The 22,531-nt window shown below is 58.7% G+C and carries 27 protein-coding genes and 1 tRNA gene; 13 read left to right on the top strand and 15 right to left on the bottom strand.

Going from position 1 to position 22,531, the window contains the following annotated elements; translation table 11 throughout:
* The first annotated feature begins 107 nt into the window (after positions 1 to 107).
* Positions 108 to 1,148: a bile acid:sodium symporter family protein gene (locus AC07U5_RS03505; protein WP_494722317.1), complete on the top strand. Its 1,041-nt coding sequence runs from the start codon at positions 108 to 110 to the stop codon at positions 1,146 to 1,148.
* A 142-nt stretch (positions 1,149 to 1,290) separates the two neighbouring features.
* Here AC07U5_RS03505 and AC07U5_RS03500 read toward each other — a convergent pair whose 3' ends face one another.
* On the bottom strand, positions 1,291 to 1,773 hold the full coding sequence (locus AC07U5_RS03500; RefSeq protein WP_062427880.1) for an Hsp20 family protein: 483 nt from the start codon (positions 1,771 to 1,773) through the stop codon (positions 1,291 to 1,293).
* A 423-nt stretch (positions 1,774 to 2,196) separates the two neighbouring features.
* Between AC07U5_RS03500 and AC07U5_RS03495 the strand changes: the two genes are divergently transcribed.
* Positions 2,197 to 3,138, top strand: a complete 942-nt coding sequence (locus AC07U5_RS03495; protein WP_112358554.1) for an alpha/beta fold hydrolase — start codon at positions 2,197 to 2,199, stop codon at positions 3,136 to 3,138.
* An 18-nt stretch (positions 3,139 to 3,156) separates the two neighbouring features.
* Here the strand turns inward: AC07U5_RS03495 and hisN are convergent, their stop codons facing one another.
* Positions 3,157 to 3,933, bottom strand: a complete 777-nt coding sequence (gene hisN / locus AC07U5_RS03490; RefSeq protein WP_062427878.1) for a histidinol-phosphatase — start codon at positions 3,931 to 3,933, stop codon at positions 3,157 to 3,159.
* A 340-nt stretch (positions 3,934 to 4,273) separates the two neighbouring features.
* Entirely contained in the window at positions 4,274 to 5,158 is an 885-nt protein-coding gene (locus tag AC07U5_RS03485) for an N-formylglutamate amidohydrolase (RefSeq protein ID WP_113266680.1), read from the bottom strand.
* Positions 5,159 to 5,338: 180 nt separating this feature from the next.
* Between AC07U5_RS03485 and cpdR the strand changes: the two genes are divergently transcribed.
* From cpdR to AC07U5_RS03435, 10 genes are all read left to right on the top strand, one after another.
* Positions 5,339 to 5,701: a cell cycle two-component system response regulator CpdR gene (cpdR, locus tag AC07U5_RS03480; RefSeq protein WP_027675545.1), complete on the top strand. Its 363-nt coding sequence runs from the start codon at positions 5,339 to 5,341 to the stop codon at positions 5,699 to 5,701.
* 81 nt (positions 5,702 to 5,782) lie between these two features.
* Positions 5,783 to 5,857: transfer RNA gene (locus tag AC07U5_RS03475), tRNA-Val, on the top strand.
* 239 nt (positions 5,858 to 6,096) lie between these two features.
* Positions 6,097 to 7,023 (top strand): ArsR/SmtB family transcription factor, encoded by a 927-nt coding sequence (locus AC07U5_RS03470; RefSeq protein ID WP_494722316.1) that lies wholly within the window; start codon positions 6,097 to 6,099, stop codon positions 7,021 to 7,023.
* A gap of 172 nt (positions 7,024 to 7,195) precedes the next feature.
* A complete protein-coding gene (arfA, locus tag AC07U5_RS03465; RefSeq protein ID WP_494722315.1) occupies positions 7,196 to 8,707 on the top strand; it encodes an arabinosylfuranosidase ArfA in 1,512 nt (503 codons plus the stop codon).
* Between the two features lie 44 nt (positions 8,708 to 8,751).
* Positions 8,752 to 9,852 (top strand): ABC transporter ATP-binding protein, encoded by a 1,101-nt coding sequence (locus AC07U5_RS03460; RefSeq protein WP_494722314.1) that lies wholly within the window; start codon positions 8,752 to 8,754, stop codon positions 9,850 to 9,852.
* Complete coding sequence (locus AC07U5_RS03455) at positions 9,845 to 10,786, top strand: carbohydrate ABC transporter permease (protein WP_494722313.1); 942 nt, start codon at positions 9,845 to 9,847, stop codon at positions 10,784 to 10,786. Before AC07U5_RS03460 ends, AC07U5_RS03455 begins: the two co-directional genes overlap by 8 nt.
* Positions 10,786 to 11,634 carry a carbohydrate ABC transporter permease gene (locus tag AC07U5_RS03450; RefSeq protein ID WP_313556159.1) on the top strand — a complete coding sequence of 283 codons (849 nt, stop codon included), beginning with the start codon at positions 10,786 to 10,788 and terminating at the stop codon, positions 11,632 to 11,634. Before AC07U5_RS03455 ends, AC07U5_RS03450 begins: the two co-directional genes overlap by 1 nt.
* 95 nt (positions 11,635 to 11,729) lie before the next feature.
* Positions 11,730 to 13,049, top strand: a complete 1,320-nt coding sequence (locus AC07U5_RS03445; protein WP_494722312.1) for an ABC transporter substrate-binding protein — start codon at positions 11,730 to 11,732, stop codon at positions 13,047 to 13,049.
* A gap of 195 nt (positions 13,050 to 13,244) precedes the next feature.
* Positions 13,245 to 14,558 carry an acetylglutamate kinase gene (locus AC07U5_RS03440; protein WP_494722311.1) on the top strand — a complete coding sequence of 438 codons (1,314 nt, stop codon included), beginning with the start codon at positions 13,245 to 13,247 and terminating at the stop codon, positions 14,556 to 14,558.
* 13 nt (positions 14,559 to 14,571) lie between these two features.
* The gene (locus AC07U5_RS03435) at positions 14,572 to 14,958 is read left to right on the top strand and encodes an ACT domain-containing protein (RefSeq protein ID WP_312807557.1); all 387 of its coding nucleotides are present in this window, start codon (positions 14,572 to 14,574) and stop codon (positions 14,956 to 14,958) included.
* Positions 14,959 to 15,001: 43 nt separating this feature from the next.
* Here AC07U5_RS03435 and AC07U5_RS03430 read toward each other — a convergent pair whose 3' ends face one another.
* Entirely contained in the window at positions 15,002 to 15,142 is a 141-nt protein-coding gene (locus AC07U5_RS03430) for a DUF2256 domain-containing protein (protein ID WP_494723249.1), read from the bottom strand.
* Positions 15,143 to 15,310: 168 nt separating this feature from the next.
* Between AC07U5_RS03430 and AC07U5_RS03425 the strand changes: the two genes are divergently transcribed.
* Positions 15,311 to 15,883 (top strand): DedA family protein, encoded by a 573-nt coding sequence (locus AC07U5_RS03425; protein ID WP_313556163.1) that lies wholly within the window; start codon positions 15,311 to 15,313, stop codon positions 15,881 to 15,883.
* Positions 15,884 to 15,898: 15 nt separating this feature from the next.
* Here AC07U5_RS03425 and AC07U5_RS03420 read toward each other — a convergent pair whose 3' ends face one another.
* The 11 genes from AC07U5_RS03420 to AC07U5_RS03370 all read right to left on the bottom strand — a co-directional run bounded on the left by AC07U5_RS03420 (position 15,899) and on the right by AC07U5_RS03370 (position 22,512).
* A complete protein-coding gene (locus tag AC07U5_RS03420) occupies positions 15,899 to 16,540 on the bottom strand; it encodes a hypothetical protein (RefSeq protein ID WP_494722310.1) in 642 nt (213 codons plus the stop codon).
* Positions 16,540 to 16,848: a hypothetical protein gene (locus AC07U5_RS03415; RefSeq protein ID WP_494722309.1), complete on the bottom strand. Its 309-nt coding sequence runs from the start codon at positions 16,846 to 16,848 to the stop codon at positions 16,540 to 16,542. Before AC07U5_RS03415 ends, AC07U5_RS03420 begins: the two co-directional genes overlap by 1 nt.
* Entirely contained in the window at positions 16,772 to 17,155 is a 384-nt protein-coding gene (locus AC07U5_RS03410) for a hypothetical protein (RefSeq protein ID WP_494722308.1), read from the bottom strand. The genes AC07U5_RS03415 and AC07U5_RS03410 overlap by 77 nt, the downstream gene beginning before the upstream one ends.
* Positions 17,152 to 17,739, bottom strand: coding sequence for a lysozyme (locus tag AC07U5_RS03405; RefSeq protein ID WP_494722307.1), 588 nt, complete (start codon positions 17,737 to 17,739; stop codon positions 17,152 to 17,154). The genes AC07U5_RS03410 and AC07U5_RS03405 overlap by 4 nt, the downstream gene beginning before the upstream one ends.
* Positions 17,726 to 17,947 carry a DUF7940 domain-containing protein gene (locus AC07U5_RS03400; RefSeq protein WP_494722306.1) on the bottom strand — a complete coding sequence of 74 codons (222 nt, stop codon included), beginning with the start codon at positions 17,945 to 17,947 and terminating at the stop codon, positions 17,726 to 17,728. Before AC07U5_RS03400 ends, AC07U5_RS03405 begins: the two co-directional genes overlap by 14 nt.
* 55 nt (positions 17,948 to 18,002) lie before the next feature.
* The gene (locus tag AC07U5_RS03395; protein ID WP_494722305.1) at positions 18,003 to 18,170 is read right to left on the bottom strand and encodes a hypothetical protein; all 168 of its coding nucleotides are present in this window, start codon (positions 18,168 to 18,170) and stop codon (positions 18,003 to 18,005) included.
* The gene (locus AC07U5_RS03390) at positions 18,171 to 18,968 is read right to left on the bottom strand and encodes a hypothetical protein (RefSeq protein ID WP_494722304.1); all 798 of its coding nucleotides are present in this window, start codon (positions 18,966 to 18,968) and stop codon (positions 18,171 to 18,173) included.
* Between the two features lie 181 nt (positions 18,969 to 19,149).
* Positions 19,150 to 19,998, bottom strand: a complete 849-nt coding sequence (locus AC07U5_RS03385) for a phage head spike fiber domain-containing protein (protein ID WP_494722303.1) — start codon at positions 19,996 to 19,998, stop codon at positions 19,150 to 19,152.
* A 132-nt stretch (positions 19,999 to 20,130) separates the two neighbouring features.
* Positions 20,131 to 20,550, bottom strand: coding sequence for a hypothetical protein (locus AC07U5_RS03380; RefSeq protein ID WP_494722302.1), 420 nt, complete (start codon positions 20,548 to 20,550; stop codon positions 20,131 to 20,133).
* 16 nt (positions 20,551 to 20,566) lie between these two features.
* Positions 20,567 to 21,205 carry a hypothetical protein gene (locus tag AC07U5_RS03375; RefSeq protein ID WP_494722301.1) on the bottom strand — a complete coding sequence of 213 codons (639 nt, stop codon included), beginning with the start codon at positions 21,203 to 21,205 and terminating at the stop codon, positions 20,567 to 20,569.
* The gene (locus AC07U5_RS03370) at positions 21,205 to 22,512 is read right to left on the bottom strand and encodes a hypothetical protein (protein ID WP_494722300.1); all 1,308 of its coding nucleotides are present in this window, start codon (positions 22,510 to 22,512) and stop codon (positions 21,205 to 21,207) included. The genes AC07U5_RS03375 and AC07U5_RS03370 overlap by 1 nt, the downstream gene beginning before the upstream one ends.
* Positions 22,513 to 22,531: the final 19 nt, after the last annotated feature.

The following is a 22,531-nucleotide window of genomic DNA, read 5'->3' as shown; positions in this document are numbered from 1 at the left end:
GGGTGCGGGATCTTAAACGGTCCTGACGCTTTAGGTTGGTTACGACGGATCAAACGATTGCAGAGCGCCAAGCCCCTCTGCCCACCACGTTCTAGAAAGGCCGCGCCATGAGCCGCTTCCTGCCAGACCGCTTTACCATGATGCTGGTCGCCACCGTCATCCTCGCGTCGCTGCTGCCGATCAGCGGAGAGCCGGCGCATTACTTCTCCATCGCGACGAAATGCGCCATCGCGCTGCTCTTCTTCCTGCATGGCGCGCGCCTGTCGCGAGACGTCGTGGTGGCGGGCATGCTGCATTGGCGCCTGCACATCGTCATCCTTCTCGTCACCTTCGGCATCTTCCCGCTTCTCGGACTTGCGGTAGGCTATATTCCAGACAGCATCTTGCCGCAGCCTCTCTATATGGGTGTCCTTTTTCTCTGCGTGCTTCCCTCCACCGTGCAGTCGTCCATCGCCTTTACCTCTATGGCCGGAGGCAACGTGCCAGCCGCAATCTGCGCGGCATCCGCCTCCAACATTTTCGGCATGTTCCTGACGCCGCTCCTCGTCGGCTTCCTCTTTACCGTTGGCGGCCATGGCGGCGGTTTCTCGCTCGATGCTTTCGGCCAAATCTTCCTGCAGCTTCTGCTGCCCTTCATCGCCGGCCAGGCTTTGCAGCCCTGGATCGGCAAGTGGATACGCGCCCGCAAGACGCTGCTGGCCCCTGTCGATCGCGGCTCGATCCTGATGGTCGTCTATCTCGCCTTCAGCGATGCGGTGGTGGAAGGCATCTGGAACCAATTCACCTTGCGCGACATCGGCGTCGTGATCGGCATCAACATGGTTCTGCTGACCCTTGTCCTGTGTCTCACCATGTTTGGCAGCCGCCTGCTCGGCTTCAAGAAGGAGGATGAAATCACCATCACCTTCTGCGGGTCGAAAAAGAGCCTTGCGAGCGGCGTACCAATGGCAGGCGCCATCTTCGCCGGCCAGAGCATCGGCGCCATCGTGCTGCCCATCATGCTCTTCCACCAGATTCAGCTGATGGCCTGCGCCGTGATTGCACAGCACTATGCGAAGAAGGCAAAGGAAGCGGAAGCCGCAAAGATCGCGGCGCCCGCGGCAGATGCACCGGAGGCGGCGGCGATCGTGGCCAAGACGGCGTCATAAATCTCTCTGCCCGCCGCTCAAGACAGTCGATCCTCGTGGCGATAACGAGGATGACGTCACAGTGTCTTTGCCCATCCATAAATGCAAAAAAGACGGCTCCCTCGCGGGAGCCGTCTTCTCATTCACGCGCTAACCTCGAGGTTTAGTTCACCTGGGCTGGCGTTACCTGTGCCTCGATCTGCTTCGGCGCGTCCGATGCGTCGGTCGCAATCGCGATGCGGCGGGGCTTCATGGCTTCGGGAATGTTGCGAAGAAGGTCGATATGCAGAAGACCGTTCTTCAGCGAAGCATTCTGCACTTCCACGTGGTCGGCAAGCTGGAAGCGGCGCTCGAAGGCGCGCGTGGCAATGCCGCGATAGAGGAAGTCGCCCTCGGATGCCTTGGTGTCTTCAGCCTTCTCGGCCTTGACGGTCAGCACATTGGCGCGGGATTCGATGCTGAGTTCAGTCTCGTCGAAGCCGGCAACCGCCATGGTGATGCGATAGGCATTCTCGCCGGTCCGCTCGATATTATAGGGCGGATAAGCCTGGGCCTGCTCCGGCTGGCCGATGCTGTCGAGCATCGAGAACAGACGGTCGAAACCGACGGTGGAGCGGTAAAGGGGGGAAAAATCAACGTGACGCATGGTGTCCTCCTTAGAAGCGACTGTTTGCGAGTGTGGCTCTCCATCCCGTTCTGGCGATGAAAGAAACCTTGATACGGCCCCGTTCTGGCGACCGTGAGCAATAGGTGGGAATGGTGTTTTGGCAGTTCAAGAGGGAAAAAAGCATTCGACTCACCTGAACGATTTCTGAATGGCAGGTTCCAGAACCGTTCATTGAGCGCCCGCTACAACCACCCTATCGGAGGCAACTTCGAGGGCAGAGAAGCATCGTCCCTTCTTCTCTGCCCGACTGGCCGGAACCGCGACTGCTAAACCGACGGTTCCGGCAATTTTTTCCGCGTAATCCGTTTTGCGCATGTTTTCCTTTGACGGACACAACCGCTCAACCTATCCCCTTGAAACACCTCTCCGCACGACCACGATTTGCCCCGAGGCAGGATATCGATGACCGAAGCCATTCTCCATGAGACCAAAGGCAACCCCGTGCCCGACAACCACCATGTCGGAACCTTTGAAGGCCATGGCAAGAAGAGCCTGCGCTACGCGATCTTCCGTTCCGAAAGACCGGTTGCACGCGGCACCATCGTGCTTTTGCACGGACGCAATGAAACGATCGAGAAATACTTCGAGACGATCCGCGACCTGACGGCCAAGGGCTTCTGGGTCGCCACTTTCGATACGCGCGGCCAAGGCGGCTCGGCGCGGCTTTTGAAGAAGGCGGACGCCGGCTATGTGCGCCGTTTTTCCGATTACCAGAAGGATGTGTCGCTCTTCCTGGAACAGGTGGTGCTGCCGGATACGCGCCTGCCCTTCTTCATGGTGGCGCACTCCACCGGCGGGCTGATTGCGCTTTCCATGGCGCCGGAACTGTCCAACCGGATCGAGCGCATGGCGCTCTGCTCGCCCTTTGTCGGGCTTGGGGGCCAATCCGTTTCGCCACGCTGGATCAAGACCGTTGCCACCGCGCTGACATGGACGGGTTTTGGCGGCAAGCAACTGGGCAGGGATAATCGCGAGCGGGATTTCGATGGCAACCCATTGACCTCCGATGCCGAGCGTTTTGCCCGAAACATTGCGATCGCCAACAGCCATCCGGAGCTTTTCATCGGCAGGCCGACAGCCCGCTGGCTCTACGAAGTCATGAAGATCATGCCGAAAGTGACGCGTCAGGATCACCTGACCCGCATCACCATTCCCACCCTGTTGCTGGCCCCGGTTCTCGACACCATCACGCCCTATGCGGTGCAAGAGGAATTGTCGCGCAATTTCCGCGCAGCACAGTTGATCCCGGTCATCGGTGCCCGCCACGAACTGTTTCAGGAACGCGATATCTACCGTGCCCAGGCGCTTGCGGCGCTGGATGCCTTCTTCGCCCCGGACGAATAGCGTCCTGCCCTAAAAGGGTCAGAGGCCGGAGAGCAGCGCCAGCGCCTCCTCATGCACAGCCTTGCTGCCGGCAGCAATGATACGCCCCGCCCCTTCCGGCCGCCCGCCATCCCAGGTGGTGATGATGCCGCCCGCCTGCTCGATGATCGGGATCAGCGCACCGACATCATAGGGCTTCAGGCCAGATTCGATGACGAGATCCACATGACCGGCGGCCAGCAGCGCATAGGCGTAACAATCCACGCCATAGCGGAAGAGCCGCACCTTGTCCTGGATCTGGCCGTAACGCTCGGCCTCGTCGGCGGTGAAGATATGCGGCGAGGTGGTGAAGAGCACGGCGTCCGATAGCGACTGGCACGCCCGTGTCTTGATCTGCTTCTCACCCTCCGGCCCCTTGTACCAGGCCTTGTTCCCATCGGCGAAATAGCGCTCACCGGTGAAGGGCTGGTCCATCAGACCCATCTTCGCGCGCCCGCCCGATTGGAAGCCGATCAGCGTTCCCCAGACCGGCACGCCGGAAATGAAGGCGCGGGTGCCATCGATGGGATCGATGACCCAGATATGCTCGCGGTCAAGGCCGATGCTGCCATGCTCTTCGCCAAGAATGCCGTGATCGGGAAAATGCTCGGTGATCAACGCGCGGATCGCCGCCTCCGCCGCCTGGTCGCCCTCTGTTACCGGATCATAGCCGCCTGCCTGCTTGTTATCGACAGCGATGCCGGTGCGAAACCGGGGCAGCGTCTCAGCCTTGGCGGCATCGGCAAGGCGGAAAAAGAAATTGCGATCTGGCAGCATGGAAATCCCCGGCGTCTCTTTTGGAAGAGAGACATAGCGCGCTGGACCATCTCTCGTCCACTCCCAAACAAAACGCGAAATTGCTCCCGGGCGGGGCATTTTGTCTGAGAATTCGCACAGCAGAAAAGCAAACGCCTTATTGCTGTGCATTTTTTAATCAAAAATAAAAATGATTGACAATTAAGCAGATTCCTCTACTCTGATGGTCACAGTCTTTGACTGTAAATACCCTCCTTGGGTGTTTCCTCCCTAGACTTAACCGCGCGAAGGCGCGGTTTTTTTTGCCCATGCGATAGCCGCAGGGCAGGAACAGTTGAACAATGAGAGGGTGTCGAGCGCCTTATTCGGCGGCAAGCGCCATGTCGATCGCGTATTCCGACACGAAAGCCGCCAACTGGCGCATGAAGATTTCCAGAGCCGATTGCATGGCCGGAAAATCCGCCGCTTTCAGAAACGTCTTCTCGTCCACATAGAGCGCACGGTTTACCTCGATCTGCAACGCATGCAGCGAGCGGATCGGCCGACCGTAATGCTCGGTGATGAAACCGCCGGCATAGGGCTTGTTGCACACGGCGGTGAAGCCGAGCTCTTCGAGGAAATGCAGCGCGGCGCGGGAAATCTCGGCGGAAGCACTCGTGCCGTAACGATCGCCGATAATGATATCAGGGCGGATGTTCGAGCCCGCGAGACGAATATTGCCCGGCATCGAATGGCAATCGATCAAGACAGCCATGCCGTGATTGGCATGGGTGCGCGAAACCAGCCGGCGCAGGCACGTGTGATAGGGCTTGTAGATGCCCTCGATGCGCGCCAGCCCCTCTTCCACCGAAAGCCGGTGGGCGTAGATATCCATATTTTCCGCCACGATGCGCGGCACGGTGCCGAGACCGCCCGCAACCCGCATGGAGCCGATATTGGCGTAAGATGGCAGCGCGCCATCAAACATGCGCGGATCGAGCTCATAGGGCTCGCGATTGACATCGAGATAGGCGCGGGGAAAATTGGCTTTCAGCAGCGGCGCGCCGAGGTCCGGAGCGCTTGCAAAGAGCTCATCGACGAAGCAATCTTCTGAACGGCGGATCTCATAGGAATCCAGCCGCGAGGCTTCGAGGAACGAGACCGGGTAGCAGCGACCGCTGTGAGGGGAGTTATAGACGAAGGGAATGCTGTGCACGGTGGGCTCGCGCACCTCGAACAATTCATATTCGCCCGTCACCCAGTCCATGCCGTCCCGTTTACCATGTCATAATTCTGCCAGACGCATCATGTTGCCAGTTGCGCCAGTGCAAGTCCATACTGGCAGGCAGTCACCCTCGCGTGATTCTACCATTCACATGATATTTACTCCGACAATGGTACAATCGCGATAGGGTATCCCAATAATTCTGTAGTTACGGTCACTTATATGGTTCAGAAAATTCTTCTCGCCGAAGACGACAACGATATGCGCCGCTTCCTCGTGAAGGCGCTCGAAAAGGCCGGATACAAGGTCTCGTCCTTCGATAATGGTGCCAGCGCATATGATCGACTTCGCGAAGAGCCGTTCTCGCTCCTCCTGACCGATATTGTCATGCCCGAAATGGACGGCATCGAGCTGGCGCGCCGCGCGACGGAACTCGATCCCGACCTCAAGGTCATGTTCATCACCGGTTTCGCAGCAGTCGCGCTGAACGCTGATTCGAAGGCGCCGAAGGATGCCAAGGTGCTTTCCAAGCCTTTCCACCTTCGCGACCTCGTCGACGAAGTCAACAAACTCCTTGTGGCGTAAGGGTTTCAAAAAAACCTGTCACAAAATCGAAAAAGGCAGTTGACGCTTCATTCGGTTATGTGATTTATGCGCCGCAACGGAGGGCGTGTAGCTCAGCGGGAGAGCACTACGTTGACATCGTAGGGGTCACAGGTTCAATCCCTGTCACGCCCACCATCCGAATTCAGAAAGAAATCAAGGCCTTGCGAGCAATCGCGAGGCCTTTTTCTTTTGCGCCGTACAGAGGCGCAAGGCAGACGACGACGCATTGTTTTGCGGCCGTGGCAGTCGATGTCTTTCTGAAGGGCGAGCCGTGAATGCTCCGTTTTCGACGCAGCGGAACAGCGCCGCCAAACACGCTTTTCAAATATCAGAAACCGCGATACAAATCCGAAATTCCGTAATGTAAAAGCGCCATGACGAAAAAATTCCTCATCATTGATCCCGAGACCGACCACGCCGTGTTGAAGGGCATCGCCTCGCCGACGCGGGCGACCATGCTGAAAATGCTGCATGATCGCGGGCCTATGAACGTCAACGACATGGCAGCGGCTCTGGAACTGCCGCAATCGACGGTCTCCACCCATATCCAGATTCTGGAAGATGCCGGCTTGCTGCAAAGCGAGACGCAGAAGGCGCGCAAGGGGAGCCAGAAGATCTGTCGCGCCACGGTGGAAGAGGTGGTCATCGTCTTCAAGAGTGAGGTGCGTGAGCCGCGCAAGGACGTGATCGAGGTGGCCATGCCGGTTGGGCTTTACACCGGCTTCGAGGTGACGGCGCCTTGCGGGCTCTGCTCCACGGACGGCATTATCGGGCTCCTCGATGTGCCGAATGCCCTACTCGATCCCGACCGTATGAAGGCCGGGCTCATCTGGTTCACCCGCGGCCATGTGGAGTACCAGTTTCCCAACAATGCCAAACTCTCCAACGCCGCAATCCGCGAGTTGGAAGTGGCGGTGGAACTGAGCTCCGAAGTACCGGGCACAAGTGCTGATTGGCCCTCCGACATTACCTTGACCATCAATGGCAAGAAGGTCGGGGTGTGGACCTCGCCTGGAGATTTCGGCGACAAGCGCGGCGTCTATACGCCGGACTGGTGGAAGCTCAAGGGCTCGCAATATGGCAAGCTGAAGAACTGGCGGGTGGGGCCTGACGGCACATTCGTCGATGGCGTGCAGATCTCGAATGTCACGCTGGCCGATCTCGATCTTGCCAGCCATCACTCCATCCGTGTGCGCATCGGCATCGAAGACGACGCCAAGCATCCGGGTGGCATCAATATCTTCGGCAAGGGCTTCGGCAATTACGATCAGGACATCGTGCTGCGCCTGAAGATAGAATAATATCAATAATTCCGATATTTAAAATAACGGCGCGACATCAAGCTGTTAGAAATTACGGGTAGCATCTTCAGGCAACGTTGCAGCTCTTCCTGTTGACCCATACCGGATTTTCCGATTTAGTATCCGTAATAGCGATACATATCGCTTTTTATGATACTAATGGGAGGAATGCATGAAGGTATCGGTTGTGGCGCATCCGCAATTTGTCGTGGCGGATATTGATCCCAGGCTTTACGGGTCCTTCATCGAGCATCTCGGTCGCGCCGTCTATACCGGCATTTATGAGCCGGACCACGGAACGGCTGATCAGAGCGGCATGCGTCAGGATGTCATCGATCTCGTCAAGGAACTGGACGTCCCGATCGTGCGCTATCCCGGCGGCAACTTCGTTTCCGCCTACAATTGGGAAGATGGTGTTGGCCCTAAGGAAGAACGGCCCGTTCGCCTTGATCTCGCCTGGCACACATCCGAGAGCAACGAAGTTGGCCTGCATGAATTTGCCGACTGGTGCGTGTCCGCCAATACCGAGATGATGCTGGCGGTCAATCTCGGCTCGCGCGGACTGGATGAAGCGCGCAATCTGCTGGAATATGCCAACCACCCGGGCGGCAGCGAGTGGAGCGACAAGCGTATCGCCAATGGCCGCAAGGAGCCCTTCGACGTCAAGCTCTGGTGCCTTGGCAACGAGATGGACGGCCCCTGGCAGATCGGCCACAAGACGGCGGATGAATATGGCCGCCTCGCCCACGAAACGGCAAAGGCCATGCGCGCCTTCGACAGCTCGCTCGAACTCGTGGTCTGCGGCTCTTCCAATGCCAAGATGCCGACCTATCCGGAGTGGGAAGCGACCGTTCTCGACCACACCTATAACGAGGTCGATTACATCTCGCTGCATATGTATTTCGACAATCACGCCAGTGATGTCGGCAACTATCTGGCGATGAACCAGAAGCTCGACGACTACATCATGTCGGTCGCAGGCGTCATTGATTACATCAAGGCCAAGAAGCGCTCGTCGCGCCAGGTCTATATCTCATTCGACGAATGGAACGTCTGGTATCACTCGAAGGAGCAGGACAAGAAGACGCTCGCCGGTGCCGATGGCTGGCCCTTCGCCCCACCGCTTCTGGAAGACATCTACACGTTCGAGGATGTGCTGCAGGTCGGCCTGATCCTCAACACATTCATCCGCCGCTCACATGTGGTGCGCATCGCCTGCCTGGCGCAGCTCGTCAACGTCATTGCGCCGATCATGACCGCGCCGAACGGCCCGGCCTGGCGCCAGACGATCTTCTATCCCTTCCTCTTTGCCTCGCGCTATGGCCGCGGCAAGGCGCTGGACCTGAAGGTCAACAGCCCCACCTACAAGAGCGATACGGCGGGCGAGGTTTCATGCCTCGACGTTTCCGCCGTGCATGATGAGGAAGGCGGCTTCGTCAGCTTCTTCGTCGTCAACCGCTCCGACAAGGAGATGGAGGCCGAGTTCGATGTCGCAGCCTTCGGCAGCGCCAGCAGCATCGCCGATCACCAGGTGATGACCCATGCCGATCTGAAAGCGGTCAACACCGAGACGAATATGGACAATGTCGCGCCGAAAAAGGCCGACACGGCAAGGCTGTCCGACGGCCGGCTTTCGGCGACATGCGCCCCCTACTCCTACCAGATGGTGCGCATCAAGGTCTGACAGGGCCTTGCGACATCGCCATACGGGTCACGGGAGGAGACACTATGACGGCAAGTATCGATATCAACAATGTGAGCAAGCACTTCGGCGGGCTGACGGTTTTTGAAGGACTGTCGCTCTCCATTCCAGCACATGAATTCGTCGTGTTCCTCGGGCCATCTGGCTGCGGCAAGTCCACGCTTCTGCGCATGATTGCGGGGCTCGAAAGTGTCGATGACGGAGAAATCCACATCAATGGCGAGCGCATCGACGACCAGCCACCCGGCAAGCGCGGCGTCGCCATGGTCTTCCAGTCCTATGCGCTCTATCCGCATATGACGGTGCGCGACAACATGGCCTTCGGGCTGAAGAACATCGCCGTCGAGCGCTCCGTCATCGATGCACGTATTGCCGAAGCCGCACGCATGCTGGAAATTGGCCATCTGCTGGAGCGCAAGCCCGGGCAATTGTCCGGCGGCCAGCGCCAGCGTGTCGCCATCGGTCGCGCCGTGGTGAAAGAGCCGAAAGCCTTTCTCTTCGACGAGCCGTTGTCCAACCTCGATGCGGCACTGCGCACCCGCACTCGCATCGAACTGGCACAGCTGCATCAGCGGCTGAAGTCGACCATGATCTTCGTCACCCATGACCAGATCGAGGCGATGACGCTGGCGGATCGGATCGTCGTCATGAACAACCGGCAGATCGAGCAGATCGGCACGCCGATGGAGATCTACAACCGCCCGGCAAGCCGCTTCGTCGCGGGCTTCGTCGGTGCACCGGCGATGAATTTCCTTCCCGTCACGATCGGCACGGATGCCGGCTTGCTCACCGTCGAGACCGCTTCGGGCATCAAGATGGCAACCGCCATTCCAGCCGCCGGCATCGCGCCCGGCGCATTCGAACTTGGCCTGCGCTCGGAAGATGTGCGCATCACATCGCAAGGCAGCGGCAACGCGGAAGGCGTGGTGGATGTGGTGGAGCGGCTGGGCGAACGCACGCTGGTCTATGTGCGCCTTGCCGATGGTCAGCAACTTGTCGGTTCCGATAGTGGCGATAGCCGCGTCTCGGTCGGCGACCGGGTCGGCCTCTCCTTCGACAGCACCAAGGCGCATCTTTTCGATGCGTCAGGCCGCGCCTGGCACGCGCGGGAGGTGGGTCATGGCTGAACCACTGACCGCAACCACCGCCCATCAAAGTCCAGGTGCAGTCTCAGTTAAGCGCGCGAGAAGCGTCGATATCTACGCGCCGCAATGGCGAAACTTTCTCTTCGTCGCGCCCTATCTCGTTTTCTTCGTCACCCTGCTCGTCGTGCCACTGTTCTGGGGCATCTGGCTGTCCTTCCACAAGGCGGATACGTTTTCCTCCGGGCCCTTTATCGGCTTCGGCAATTACGTTCGGCTGTTCAATGACAAGATCTTCCTGCAGTCGATCTGGAACACCTTCTACTTTGTGCTGCTGACGGTTCCATCGCTGGCCCTGCTCGGCCTGTTCCTGGCGCTTTGCCTCAACCGGCGCACGCGCAGCGCCGCCGTCCTCCGGGGCCTGTTCTTCTCGTCCTCGGTCTTGTCCGTCACCATCGTCACACTGATCTGGCGCATCGTCTACATTCCCGACATCGGCCTTCTGTCGATGATCTTCGGCCTGTTCGGCGCTAGGGCACCGGCCTTCCTGTCGGACCCCAGCCTTGCCATGATCGGCATTGCCATCGCCACCGTCTGGTGGTGCATCGGCCTGCCGATGATGCTGTTTCTCTCGGCACTCCAACAGATCCCGCAGGATATCTACGAGGCCGCCGCACTCGACAATGCCAATCGCTGGCAGACGTTGCGGTCCATTACCCTGCCCTCGATCAAGCGCACCTTCGTGCTCGTCGTCATCATCCAGATCGTCTTTCAGTTCCAGCTCTTCGGTCAGGCGCTTTTGATGACGCGCGGCGGCCCGAACAACCTCACCAAGCCGATCGTGTTCTACATCTACGAGACGGCCTTCCGTCGCTGGGATCTCGGCCTCGGAGCCGCCGCATCCGAAATCCTGTTCGTGCTGATCCTGGTCGCGGCCATGGTGCAATTTCTGGTGTCCCGCAGAAAGGCAGATGTGTGATGGCTTCGCAGAACTCCAACATCATCGGCAGATCCTTCGGCGACCGCGTGCTCTATGGCCTCGTCATCCTTCTGGCGATCGTCATGGCAGCCCCCGTCCTTTACGTCATCGCGCTGTCTTTGAAGGACAACAACGCACTGATGGTCGATCCGCATTCGGTCTTCCAGCTGCCCTATACGATCAAGAACTATGTCGACACGATCGGCACCTCGAGCGTGTTTCTCTGGGTGTTCAACAGCATCGTGGTGGCCGGCGGCATGACGATCATGACGCTGATCCTGTCGTCGCTTGCGGGTTATGGCTTCGCGCGGCTGAACTTCCCCGGTCGCGACGTGCTCTTCGTTCTGGTGCTTCTGGGTCTTGCCGTGCCGGAACAGGCGGTGCTCATTGCCCGCCACCAGATCTTCAGCTGGCTTGGCCTGCACAATTCCTATCCGGGCCTGATCCTGCCGGGTCTATCTTCCGCCTTCGGCGTGTTCCTGATGACGCAATATTTCCGCGCCATTCCGAAGGAGCTGGATGAAGCCGCGATCCTCGACAATGCCAGCCGCTTCCGCGTCTTCTGGAAGGTGCTTCTGCCGCTCACCGTCCCGGCCCAGGCGACACTTGGCATCTTCACCTTTCTCGGCGCCTGGAACGATTACTTCTGGCCGCTGATCTCCGCGACGAAGAAGGAAATGTTCACGCTCACCGTCGGTATCGCCTCGACGCAAATGAACTTTGCCCAGTCGCAGGGCATAGGCTTTCTGATGGCGCAGGCGGTGTTCGCCGGCGCACCCATCCTGATCATCTATCTGTTTTTCCAGAAATATATCGTCACCGCCGTATCTGGCGCGGCGGTGCGGTGATGCATGACGCTCCGGCCAAGATGCAAGGCCTGAACGAATGAGGAAAAGACGCCGCTCGCCCAGCGACGGCGAAACCTGAGGAGGAGGAGACTATCATGACTTTGAGGACACTGTTTCTCGCCACCATATCCGCAGCCGCGGTTCTGGTCGCATCACCAAGCTTTGCCGAGACCGAATTGCAGGTGCAGCGCTTCTTTGGTGCCTGCGACGCAGATTTCGGCAAGAACACCGATATCAGCAAGGCGGTAGGCGAATGCGGCATCATCACCTCGATGATCAACAAATTCGCCGCCGACAATCCGGATATCAAGATCAACGTCACCACGGTGGAGTGGCCTGGCTACGACCAGCTGACGGCGCAATTCGCCTCGGGCGATGCACCGGACATCGTCACGATCCATGAATCCGTCCTGTCCGACTATCAGTCCAAGGACCTGCTGGTCCCGCTCGACGACATGTTGAAAACCGTCGGCGTGACGCCGGACAAATTCACCGATGCGGCCAAGGAAGGCGTGACCAAGAACGGCAAGATTTACGGCCTGCCGATCGACAACTGGACCATGCTCTACCACATCAACATGGACCTCTTCAAAACCGCAGGCCTCGTCAATGCCGACGGCACGCCGATCCTGCCGAAATCACCGGAAGAGTTGCTGGCCCAGGCCGAGCAGTTCAAGCAGAAGACCGGCAAGCCCTATTTCGTCCAGAACCTTGCCAACGAGACGGCGCTCTATGCCCGCAATCTCTACACCTACCTGTTCCAGCAGAATTCCGATTTCTTCGCCGATCCGAAGAAGGTGAAGTTCAACACGCCGGAAGCACGCAAGATCTTGGAAATGTACAAGACCATCTTCGAAAAGGACGACACGACGAAGGACCTCGATTACGGCGGCTCCATCAACGCGTTTCTCGGCGGTGAAGGCGGCGTACACCTCAACGGCACCTGGATGGTCGGCGACTATAATGCCCAATCTGAAAAGCCGGGCACTGCGCTGAACAAGGGCGGCTATGCGGTCTATCCCTATCCGCAGCTCTTCCCCGGCGCCAAGGCGCAATATGCCGATGGCCACAGCTGGGCGGTTTCCAAGAAGGATCGCACGCCGGAGCAGGAGGCGGCGATTGCCAAGTTCCTGAAATTCTTTGCCGATAATGATTTTGAATGGTCGCGCACCGGGCACCTGCCGGCTTACAAGGCGGTCATCGAATCCGCCGAGTTCAAGGCGCTGCCGCATCGCGACACGATTGCGCCGATCGCCACGCTTGGCAAACCGCTGCCCTCTGCCGTCCAGCGCCAGTTCGCCATTCAGGACATTGTCGGCGAGGAAATGAGTGCGGCCATCACTGGCCAGAAGGACGTCGATTCTGCGCTGGCCGATATGGAAAGCCGCGTCAACGAGCTTCTCGCCAACCTCTGATCTGCCGGCTGCAGCCCTTTGCTGCGGTCTCTCGCGTCTCGCCTACCCTCCCGGGGGCGAGGCGCGAGATTTTGTTTAAGGGAGAGCGCGGCCTCTTTTTCACCCTTGTGGTCGATATGATTTGGAAAAGACCAATCTTGGTCCTATGGGTGAAGCCCACTTCATCCTCCGAGACTGTCAACGACCGTGCCTAGAATGCAAAGCGACACCCGCCAGACAATCGTGCGTCTTCTCTCCACCATGGCAAGCGCCAAGGAGATCGACCAGTATCTGAAACGCTTCTCCCAGCTCGATGCCAAGCGCTTCGCGCTCGTCAACATCGATGGCGCGATCCTGCGCGATGCGCAGGAGGCAGAGGCGACCGCCTCTTCGCTGTCGTTTCTGCAGCAAGTGGGGCTGACGCCGATTGTTCTGTTGGGACGTAGTTCGCGGACAGAAGATGAGAGCGCCACCCACGAGAGGGCAGACAGGGCCGCGGGCGAACGGCACGAGACTGCCGCAGGCGAGACGTTTGATGGCCTCAACCTGAAGCTCGTTCAATTGCTGCAAGAACAAGGCACGCGCGCCACCTCGATCACGGCAGGCGTGTTTGCGGCAGACGTTTCGACAAGCAATGCCAGCTCTCGCCTCGCAACGGTCAGCGCAGTAAGATTGGCGCCGATCGAAGCCAGTCTCGATGCAGGATCGATCCCTGTCATCAGCAGCGTTGGCGAAACCCCATCCGGCCAGACAATAGAGATCGGCAGCGATGACGCGACCAACGAGTTGGTGCGCGCGCTGCAGCCCTTCAAGGTGATCTTTCTCACGAGCTTCGGCGGCTTGCGCCATGACAATGGTCGCAGGATCGACTCGATCAACCTCTCCACAGAATACGACCAGTTCGCAGAAAAGGCCTATTCGGAAAGCGGCTTCACCTTCAAGATCGAGCGGATGAAGCAATTGCTCGATGGCTTGCCGATGGAATCCTCGATCTCCATCACCAACCCGGCCAACCTGGCGCAAGAGCTTTTCACCCATAAGGGCTCCGGCACGCTGATCCGCCGGGGCGAACGGGTGCTGCGCGCCACATCATGGGAAGAACTGGACCTGACCCGTTTGAGGGCGCTGATTGAATCGAGTTTCGGACGACGCGTGGTCGACGATTATTTCCAGCGCACCCGGCTGCTGCGGGCCTATATCAGCGAGCACTACCGCGCCGCCATCATCCTGACGGAAGAGGATGGCGTACCCTACCTCGACAAATTCGCCGTACTCGACGAAGCACAGGGAGAAGGCCTCGGCCGTGCGGTCTGGAAGGTCATGCGCGAAGAGACACCGCAATTGTTCTGGCGCTCCCGCCACAACAATCAGGTCAACATCTTCTACTACGCCCAGTCCGACGGCTGCTTCAAACAGGAGCGGTGGAAGGTCTTCTGGTGCGGCCTGACGGATTTCTCGCAGATCGAAAAATGCGTCGCCCATTGTGCGGTGCGACCAACGACCTTGATCGACACTGAAACCAAACCGTGAAGGAGAAGGCGCCGTGCCGCAGGCAATAAATCTACGGGCCGTTCCGGGCGTCTTCAGCGTCGCGCGCCTTTCGCCCGATGCCACGTTGCCTGCATGGTTTGATGGCCCCGGCTTTTCCGCCATGGTGAGAAGCGACGACGAACTGACCCTCGTCTGCCTGCAGGACCGGGTACCAACACACGTCGAAGTCGAACCAAACTGGCGCTGCTTCCGCAGCCTCGGCCCGATCCCGTTTAATGCTACGGGTATTCTCCAATCGCTGATTCAGCCGATCTCCGAACAAGGCATCGGCGTCTTCGTGCTCTGCACATTTGACGGCGAGCATATTCTTGTGCCGGAGAAAGACTGGGATCGAGCGGGGCGCCTGCTCGAAGAGGCAGGACATCGCTTCGTTTCGTAAGAGCGAGCAGCTTCTCACGCACACGAATATCAGGAGCGACGCCTCATTTCGCTTCGCGGCACCGCTGGGAGCAGAACTTCACTGTCTCCCAGTCCTTCGCCCATTTCCTCCGCCAGACGAAGGGCCGCCCGCAAACAGGGCATATCTTGGACGGCAATTCGGATTTCTTGCGTTGTTTCGGCATTGGGCCGCCTTTGATGTTTTCCCAGCTTACGGCAGGTGCCGCCACCTGGATCATCGAAGCGTCGGATCGACTAGCATCGGGCAAGAATCTCAGCATCGAGCATTCCTTGATGGCAACCAATTATGCTTCATGACAGTCTTACCATCGATCGATCATCTGGAAGACATCATGGCTTTTGAACAATTCGTTACCGATTACGGCATCGCCGCCGTCCTGATTGGCTCTGGCGTGGAGGGAGAGACCGTGGCGTTTCTGGGCGGCGTGCTTGCCCACAAGGGCGTGTTTCCCTACTGGCATGCTGCCGTTGCCGCCGCGGTGGGCTCGTTCCTGGCGGATCAAATTCTGTTTTATCTCGGCCGCTATGCCAGCGGCGTCAAAGCCGTCAAACGCCTGACTGCAAAACCCGCCATGACGCGGGTCACGTCATGGCTCGAAAAGCATCCCAACGCCTTCATTTTCTGTTTTCGCTTCGTCTATGGCATTCGCACCATCAGCCCGGTCGCGATCGGCCTCTCGTCCATTTCGCCGCTTCGCTTCTTTGCCATCAACCTAATCTCCGCCGCCACCTGGGGCACCGTCATCACAGCCGTCGGCTATGGATTGGGGCAGGCCGTCGAGACACTGATCGGCAGGCTCGGCCTTGGCCACCATATGGCTGTCGCCATCATTCCAGCCCTTGTCATCATCGCCGCCATCGCATTCGGCGCGCATCACTACATCCGGTCATCGGAGAAAGCATAAACGGCGTGAGGGCGATCACCGCACAGGCAACGCACCAGCGCTTGTCTGCCGCCTCTGCTCGTCAATCTGTCGCTGCTGATCCTTGAACCGCTGATCATATCCGGCAAAGGCGCGCTCAAGCTCCGGGCGCGGAACCTGCCCATCGCGCAGATCCTTGACCTCGGCTTCCATGCGAAGCCGATCTTCGGAGCTGCGTTGCTGGCGCCACTCCATCTCCTGCCGCGTCACCATTCGCTCCGTCATCGCAATGATGCTCTGTTGCGTGGTATCGGCGAGTTTCGCGACCGCTGTCTGCGCCAGTTCGGAGTTCTTCAGGATCGCGGTATCAAGCCGGCTCTGATCCTTGCTGAGCGTGCCATAAACGAAGGCGCTCAGCGCCGCCAAAATTGTAAAGGATACGCCGACCGCCGACCAGACGACCGGCCACTGCGTGCGGCTGCGCTCCGCAAGGCTGGCGGAGAGGCCAGAGATCGAAGAACGCATCTCGTTGGCAATCGCCGACATGGTGTTTTCCACCTGCTTGAACCCGGAACGCATCTCGGTTTCAAGATCGCTTTGGCGGCGCCCAAGATTGGTGACGCGCTCCCCGAGCTGGGCGGTCGCGGCGTCGCTATAGGCCCGGTGGGCATCGTTGCCATTCATCTCGTCAGGTCCCATCATTTTTCTCCGCGGCGCGGCGCCGCTCCGTCGAAGCGCGTCCTCACGCCATCGTAAAAGGAAGCGCAGCGCCCCGTGCGCTGATCGGCAAGCTCGGCAGCCACCTCCCATCGCAACTGCGTGTTGCGCGGCTTTTCGATGCCGTATTTCGGAACGACCCTCAGCATCTTCTGGCGACATTCGTCCGGCAAATCCGGCAGGCGCACACCTGCCGCGAGCCGTCCCGTCGCATCAGCGGCTGCAATCAGCCGCGCCTCTTTGCTGGCACAGCCAGAGACGATCAGCATCGCTCCAGCGGTAATCGCCATCGTCCATCTTCTGATTGTCATTGCGGATCGCCTCTTCGAGTTGGGCTTCAAGCGCCTGCTGCGCCAGCGCATCCGCCGCCGCACGTTTGCGATAATCTTCCAGCGCCAGCGCCGCGGCATTGCGCTGTCGCTCGAGTTCGGCCGCCTTGGCCTCGGCCGCGGTCTTTTCGGAGAGCAGCACATAGCCTTTCAGCAGCGCCGCATCATGCGCGGAAAGCCACAGCCGAAAGCCGCCGATGACCAGCAAGCCAAAAAGGATCAGCGCTGCCAGGCGCGCCATAAGCGAGGTCGGAAAGAAAACACTCATAGGCCGCTCACACAGAGCTCGGCTTCGCCGATGCGCTGCGCGTCCCCCATCTCCCGACGGTTGACGAGCCCACGTACGATGCGCCCACCCGCCCGGTTAAACGCCGTCTGCGCCTCACACGCCGCCCGCCACTTCCCCGCTTCGATCCGCGCCTTCGCGGTCGACCGGCACCAGGCCCCGACACCAAAATTATAGGACCCGGAAATCATTGACGCACGAACGCTGACGGGTGCCGCCCCAAGCTTCGGCGAACATTGCATGATCGACTGATAATAGTCGTCATGCACCCGGCGCAGCAGCATATCGCGACACTGCGCCTTCGTCTTCCTCATGCCCGGGCCCACACCCTGGGTCTCGCCGTAGCAAATATCCCAGATCTTCGCGAAAGGGTCCCAGTGCGACGTCAACACCAGCCCTTCCCAGGGAATGATGGCCTTCTCCACCGCCAGGATAACCGCAGGGTCCATCCGCACCGCATCCGAATAACGGTCATAAGCCGCATAACCACCCGCAGCGACGCTGGCCAGCACAGCCGCAACAGCCGCCCGCCCACGCCGCGTCGGCACAATCCTATTGATCGGCATCCGATACACCTTTTTGAGCAAGAATTCGGGAGATAAAGGCCGCGCCAGTCGCGGCACCCGATAGCGCGGCGAACAGCCCACGCGGAATTTCGACGGAACCATCAATGATCGGCAGAAAGACTTCGAGGCCGGACAGAAGTCCGGCGAGCACGATCCATCGAATGGACCAGGCGCGTTTAAGCACCTGCCACCAATTTGAGATGAGCATGGGGATGTCCTGATTGTTGGATTATGCCGCTACAGGCAAAACGTCACGAGGCGTCTTACAGCGCCTGCCGCTCTGCCTTGAAGGCATTGATGCGATTGTCGCGCTCGATCGGCGGGACATCATGCGGAACGTGAAGCGTGTTTGTGTTTCCCTGCGGGTACACCACGGAAACCGTAATGTTGCCTTGGGTGTCGTACTGCAAGTAAAGCTCGACGTCTTCCATTTATGCCACCTTGAAGAAAATGCCCGCGTAACCGCTGTTGTTGCCTCGGCTGAAGCCTTGGCCTGTGAGATCGGGCCAAGTGCCGAAAGTTTGCGTATTGCCCAGGAACGAAACGGAGGAGGCCGTTCCGGACGCCACCTGTGACGCTGTGCCTCCAATCAGGACAGCGATGAAGGTTGAGTTGGAACCGAAGGCCTGAAAGATGGCTGTCGTGGTGTCGCCGTTTATCCCGACCCAATAGAGCCCCGGATTGAGCGTCAGGTTCCCGCCGACGATTGCGGCGCTCATTGCGCCAGTCGTTCCCGCCGACATGCTTGCCGTAGCGCCAAGACAATTACCCGAAGGCAGTTTGGTGGCAGGGTCAGCGGCATAGATCGCAAGCTGAAAGGCTTTGCCGCTTTCGGCAGTGGTCACGCGAACCGCGAGTTCAGAGATCGTCACCCGCTCTTTGATGACGATCGGATGAAACTTGATCTGCCCGCCGACGACAGCAGCGCCGGCAGAGACGAGTGTGTTTAGCCCCTGATAATAGTTCCCCGAGATATAGCCAAAGAAATCGGCATTATCCTGGCGCACCCAAGAAGCAACCCCGGCAGTCGCGTCGCGGCAAATATACTCAATGCCGGTGGACTGGTTGAACCACTTGGACCCGACCTCGAAACCGGCTGCGCTATCGTCGGTCGCGCCAGGAACGGTATCGGCGGCGTATCGGTTTTCTGTAAACATCGCGAGGAGACGATTAAGCTTCTCTCGGATGCTCGCGCCTTTGTCCTCGTTTGAAATCAATGTAAGGCCCATTTAGCTATCCTTCCATGATGCTGCATCGTCCCAAGCACCAGCATCGTTCCATGCACCGGTCGCTAGAAGCCAAACCAGCACGGGCTGCACCAAAGCAGCAACAATTCCCCGGCCGAGAGCCAACGAACGTGACGTGATTTCTCCTGCCATTAGAATACTTTCCTTGTTTGATGAGTGATGTTCATGGGCGGAAGTCCATTGAGAGGAGCGTAGTCCGAAGTGGGTTGGGCGGCAGTAGTAGACTTCCACCCGGCGTCAGGTCTATGACTAAGGTAGTTGAACCGTTGCTGTAGGTAAGCGTGCATTGAGATGCCACGGCAGGGACAGTATCGGTAATCACGTCGGCGGCGCGTGTGATAGCGCTTCCAGCCGTCACAGCATGAGATCGTGGCAACGAACTTGGTGGCTCCAACTGACGAAAGCCCTGAAACCGTGTCGCATTATCAACGGACGTCAGGTTGTTATCTCCAGCAGCGGATGAGATTCTTACTCGGCGCGTTGTGGTTGAAGCGTTGGGAAGGTACCCGGCGAAGAAAAGGAACCGGCCACCGCTTAGCGGTATCATTCCCGGGAACACCATCCAGCCACCCCCCGATGTGCTGACGGTTCCGACCGTGCCCGTTACGAGATTGACCCAGCAATTTCCGAACTCGCCACCGCCGCCTTCGTCAATTCGTATTCGGCACCAGTTGTGGTTCCCCCGTTTTAGAACCACGCTGAATAGGAATGCGGCCCCGGCCGTGACACCTGTGACGGTTTGAAGGACTTCGGAAGAGCCCACGCCTTCAGTAACGAGTTGCGTCCCATCGTCTTGCGTCTCGCCAATAAGCGTGTTGCTCTTGCTCCACGCCTGAGTGAGATCGGTAGACCTGAGCAGCCTGTTTGAGCCGGATGGCTCTATCAGCAACCCTGCGCCATTCCTGCGAGGCTGATTAGGCGCAAAGACCGCCAACACGTCTAAATCAAACCCGGCGCTGGCGCGTGACGCCACCAGTCCCTCCAAGCTCGACGAGAGGACGCCTCCAGACATGTAAGCGCGGTTCTGCTGAAAATCTCGATATCCGGCTGAACCAACAGGCACCCACGCGGGCGGTAACGAAACGATACCCCGACCTCGCGCGAGAGAGTTTGTGGTAACTTCTCCAGCCATCGCAAATGCCCGTTATGATAGCGCGAAGAACGTGCCGACAGCCGTGCCCAGAACCGTTTTCGTGACGGCGAGTGGCAAGATAACCGGTGGCCCAGCGATGAAATTCAGTTGCATAGTCGTGCCACCCACCGTGAGCGTCGCCGTGCCGGACGTCGTAATGTTGGCAAGGAACGCTCTCCCGGCTGCACGAGCGGTGTTGTCAACGTAAGCGCCTGCGGCGGTGTAGCCGGTACTTGCTTTATCGAGAGCGTCCTTGTCTTCTACGCTGAGCGTGACAGGGACGCCGTTTGAAGCTGGCGCACGGCCGGAGGGCAGCGGCGTGGCGGGGTTGCCGGAGGCATCAAGCGTTACGGAAACAACCACCGGCGCACCTGCTTCTTCGCCGCTGGCGCCCTGGTAAACGACGGTGTCGAATTTCTTGTTAAGGCTCATGATGTGACCTTTCGTCTTATGGCCAATAAGCGGGATTGGTGGCGTAGTCCGCCGGGATCTCCGGTAGAGCTTTCAGCGTGAAATACGCTGCATAGAGCGGCTGGCGCCAATCGGCCGCAGCATCAAGGACACGCCACCACTCGGAAGCCGTGACGAAAGTCGGACCGGTATCGGTCTTGATTGCGATCTGCCTGTTGGGCTCGCCCATATTTACAGCCGCTTGCGCAAGAGGCGTTACCTCCTGCATCCATCGCTTCATGTCCACGTCGGTGGTGCCGAAATGATGGACCCCGCGCCCGTCGCCGAGATCGTAATCGAAGCCGAGAGAGAGGCGGCGATTGACTTCTTCGGTCAGCATGTCCGGTGTTGGCACGGCGGGAAGCCATTTCTGCCCGTCCCATACTTGGCGCGCATCCAGCGGCGCTGTAGCAACCTCAATCCCGTTCGCCATGTCGGCTGGAATTTCCTCATCCAGACCGTCGAACGAACCCAGAAAGTTGCCGGTAGCATCCGCATAAAAACGCTGAACGGTTGGTGACCTTGGCTTCTTGCTTGGGACCTTAATGGCGTCTGCGAAGTCATCTGGCATATTGCCGTCGGCATCATCGTAGCTGCTAAGGTGATTGCCATTGGCATCCACAAAATATCTCTTCATCACAACCTCGCTACGACGATAACATCAAAGTATGTGGGGATGCCGCCACCACCGGTAGCTCCCCCTCCCTTCTGCACAAGTCCGATCCAGTTATTGGCGAAGTGAATTCTGACATTGGCGGCATCGACCTGGGCCGTGTAATTTTCACTGTAGTAGTTTTCGTCACGTGCTGCTGAGGGAGCTACGATGACACGATCGCCAACGGAGTAGCCGGAAATGGGGGACTTGCAGACCAACATAAGAAACACTGTCTTTGGGATGCTGCCGAGACCATGGGCAACCACAAGAGAACCACCAATTGTCCAAGTTTGCTGAGCGCTTGTAAAACCCCGCAGGGCGACCGACAGACCAGCACCAAACTCGCTAGCCATATAGCCATAGAAGGTGTGATCGCCGGTGTAGGAATACTCCACCCCGTAACCTGCGGCATTAGTGACAGCGATACCGCCACCTGCAGTGAAGATTTTACCGCCTGGTCCATATGTCCAATCCACACCATTCCAACCGAAATAAGCGTTTGGGGCGTTCCACTGCAAATAGCCGGTGTTGTCACCGCGATTAAGCGTGACATCGCCACTAGCCATGATCTTGGCATACTTACCACCGGTGCCAGGGCCAAACAGCACATCACCCGTGAGAATACCGCCGACCTTTTCAAGGAATCCTTGCGTGATCGTCTGATAAATCGCGTAGGCCTTACGGTACCAGTGAAAGGCAGAAAACAGCCCGCCAGCCACCGGGACGTTTTCGGCCTCGCTCGCCCACCGGCTTGCCAACACTGCATATCCTGATGCATTCGAAGCACTACCCGACGCCGCGGAAGCCTGCTCGGCTGCCTCATCACGGCTTGTCCTCGCAGCCTGCGAATAACCCTGCGCAGCCGCAATCTGCGTCATGGAGGGCTTTTCCTGCCCAGGCTCAACAGTCAGCGATCGCTCTGTCGTCTCTTTCACCGACTGGATCTGCATCACCATCTGGTCCAGACGGCGTTCCACCACCTCGGGATAATAGGCTCCCTGGTTTTCCAGCGACGTCTCCTGGGTCAGCGGCAACCGCCGAACGAGCGTCAACGTCTGGCCGGCAAAAAGCGGCGTCGCCTTGATGACGTCGCCGCCGGTCTCGCTGCCGACGCCGGTGATACTATAATCGCCATTGTCGAGAGAAAGATCGGATACGTCGCCGGACGCTGAAATCAGCACGGCGCGGATGTGCTTGGCATCGAGTATCTTGAAACTATAGGGAAAAGTCTTCGTGGTGCCGTTGCCATAAAATGGCCCGGCTACGCTGACTTCGCTTGAAACCGTCATTGTTCACTCCATAGAAAAA

This window comes from Agrobacterium sp. GW821-FHT02D03 (assembly GCF_059421725.1).
The sequence above is the reverse complement of the archived record's forward strand: the minus strand, read 5'-3'. Positions and strand labels throughout refer to the sequence as shown.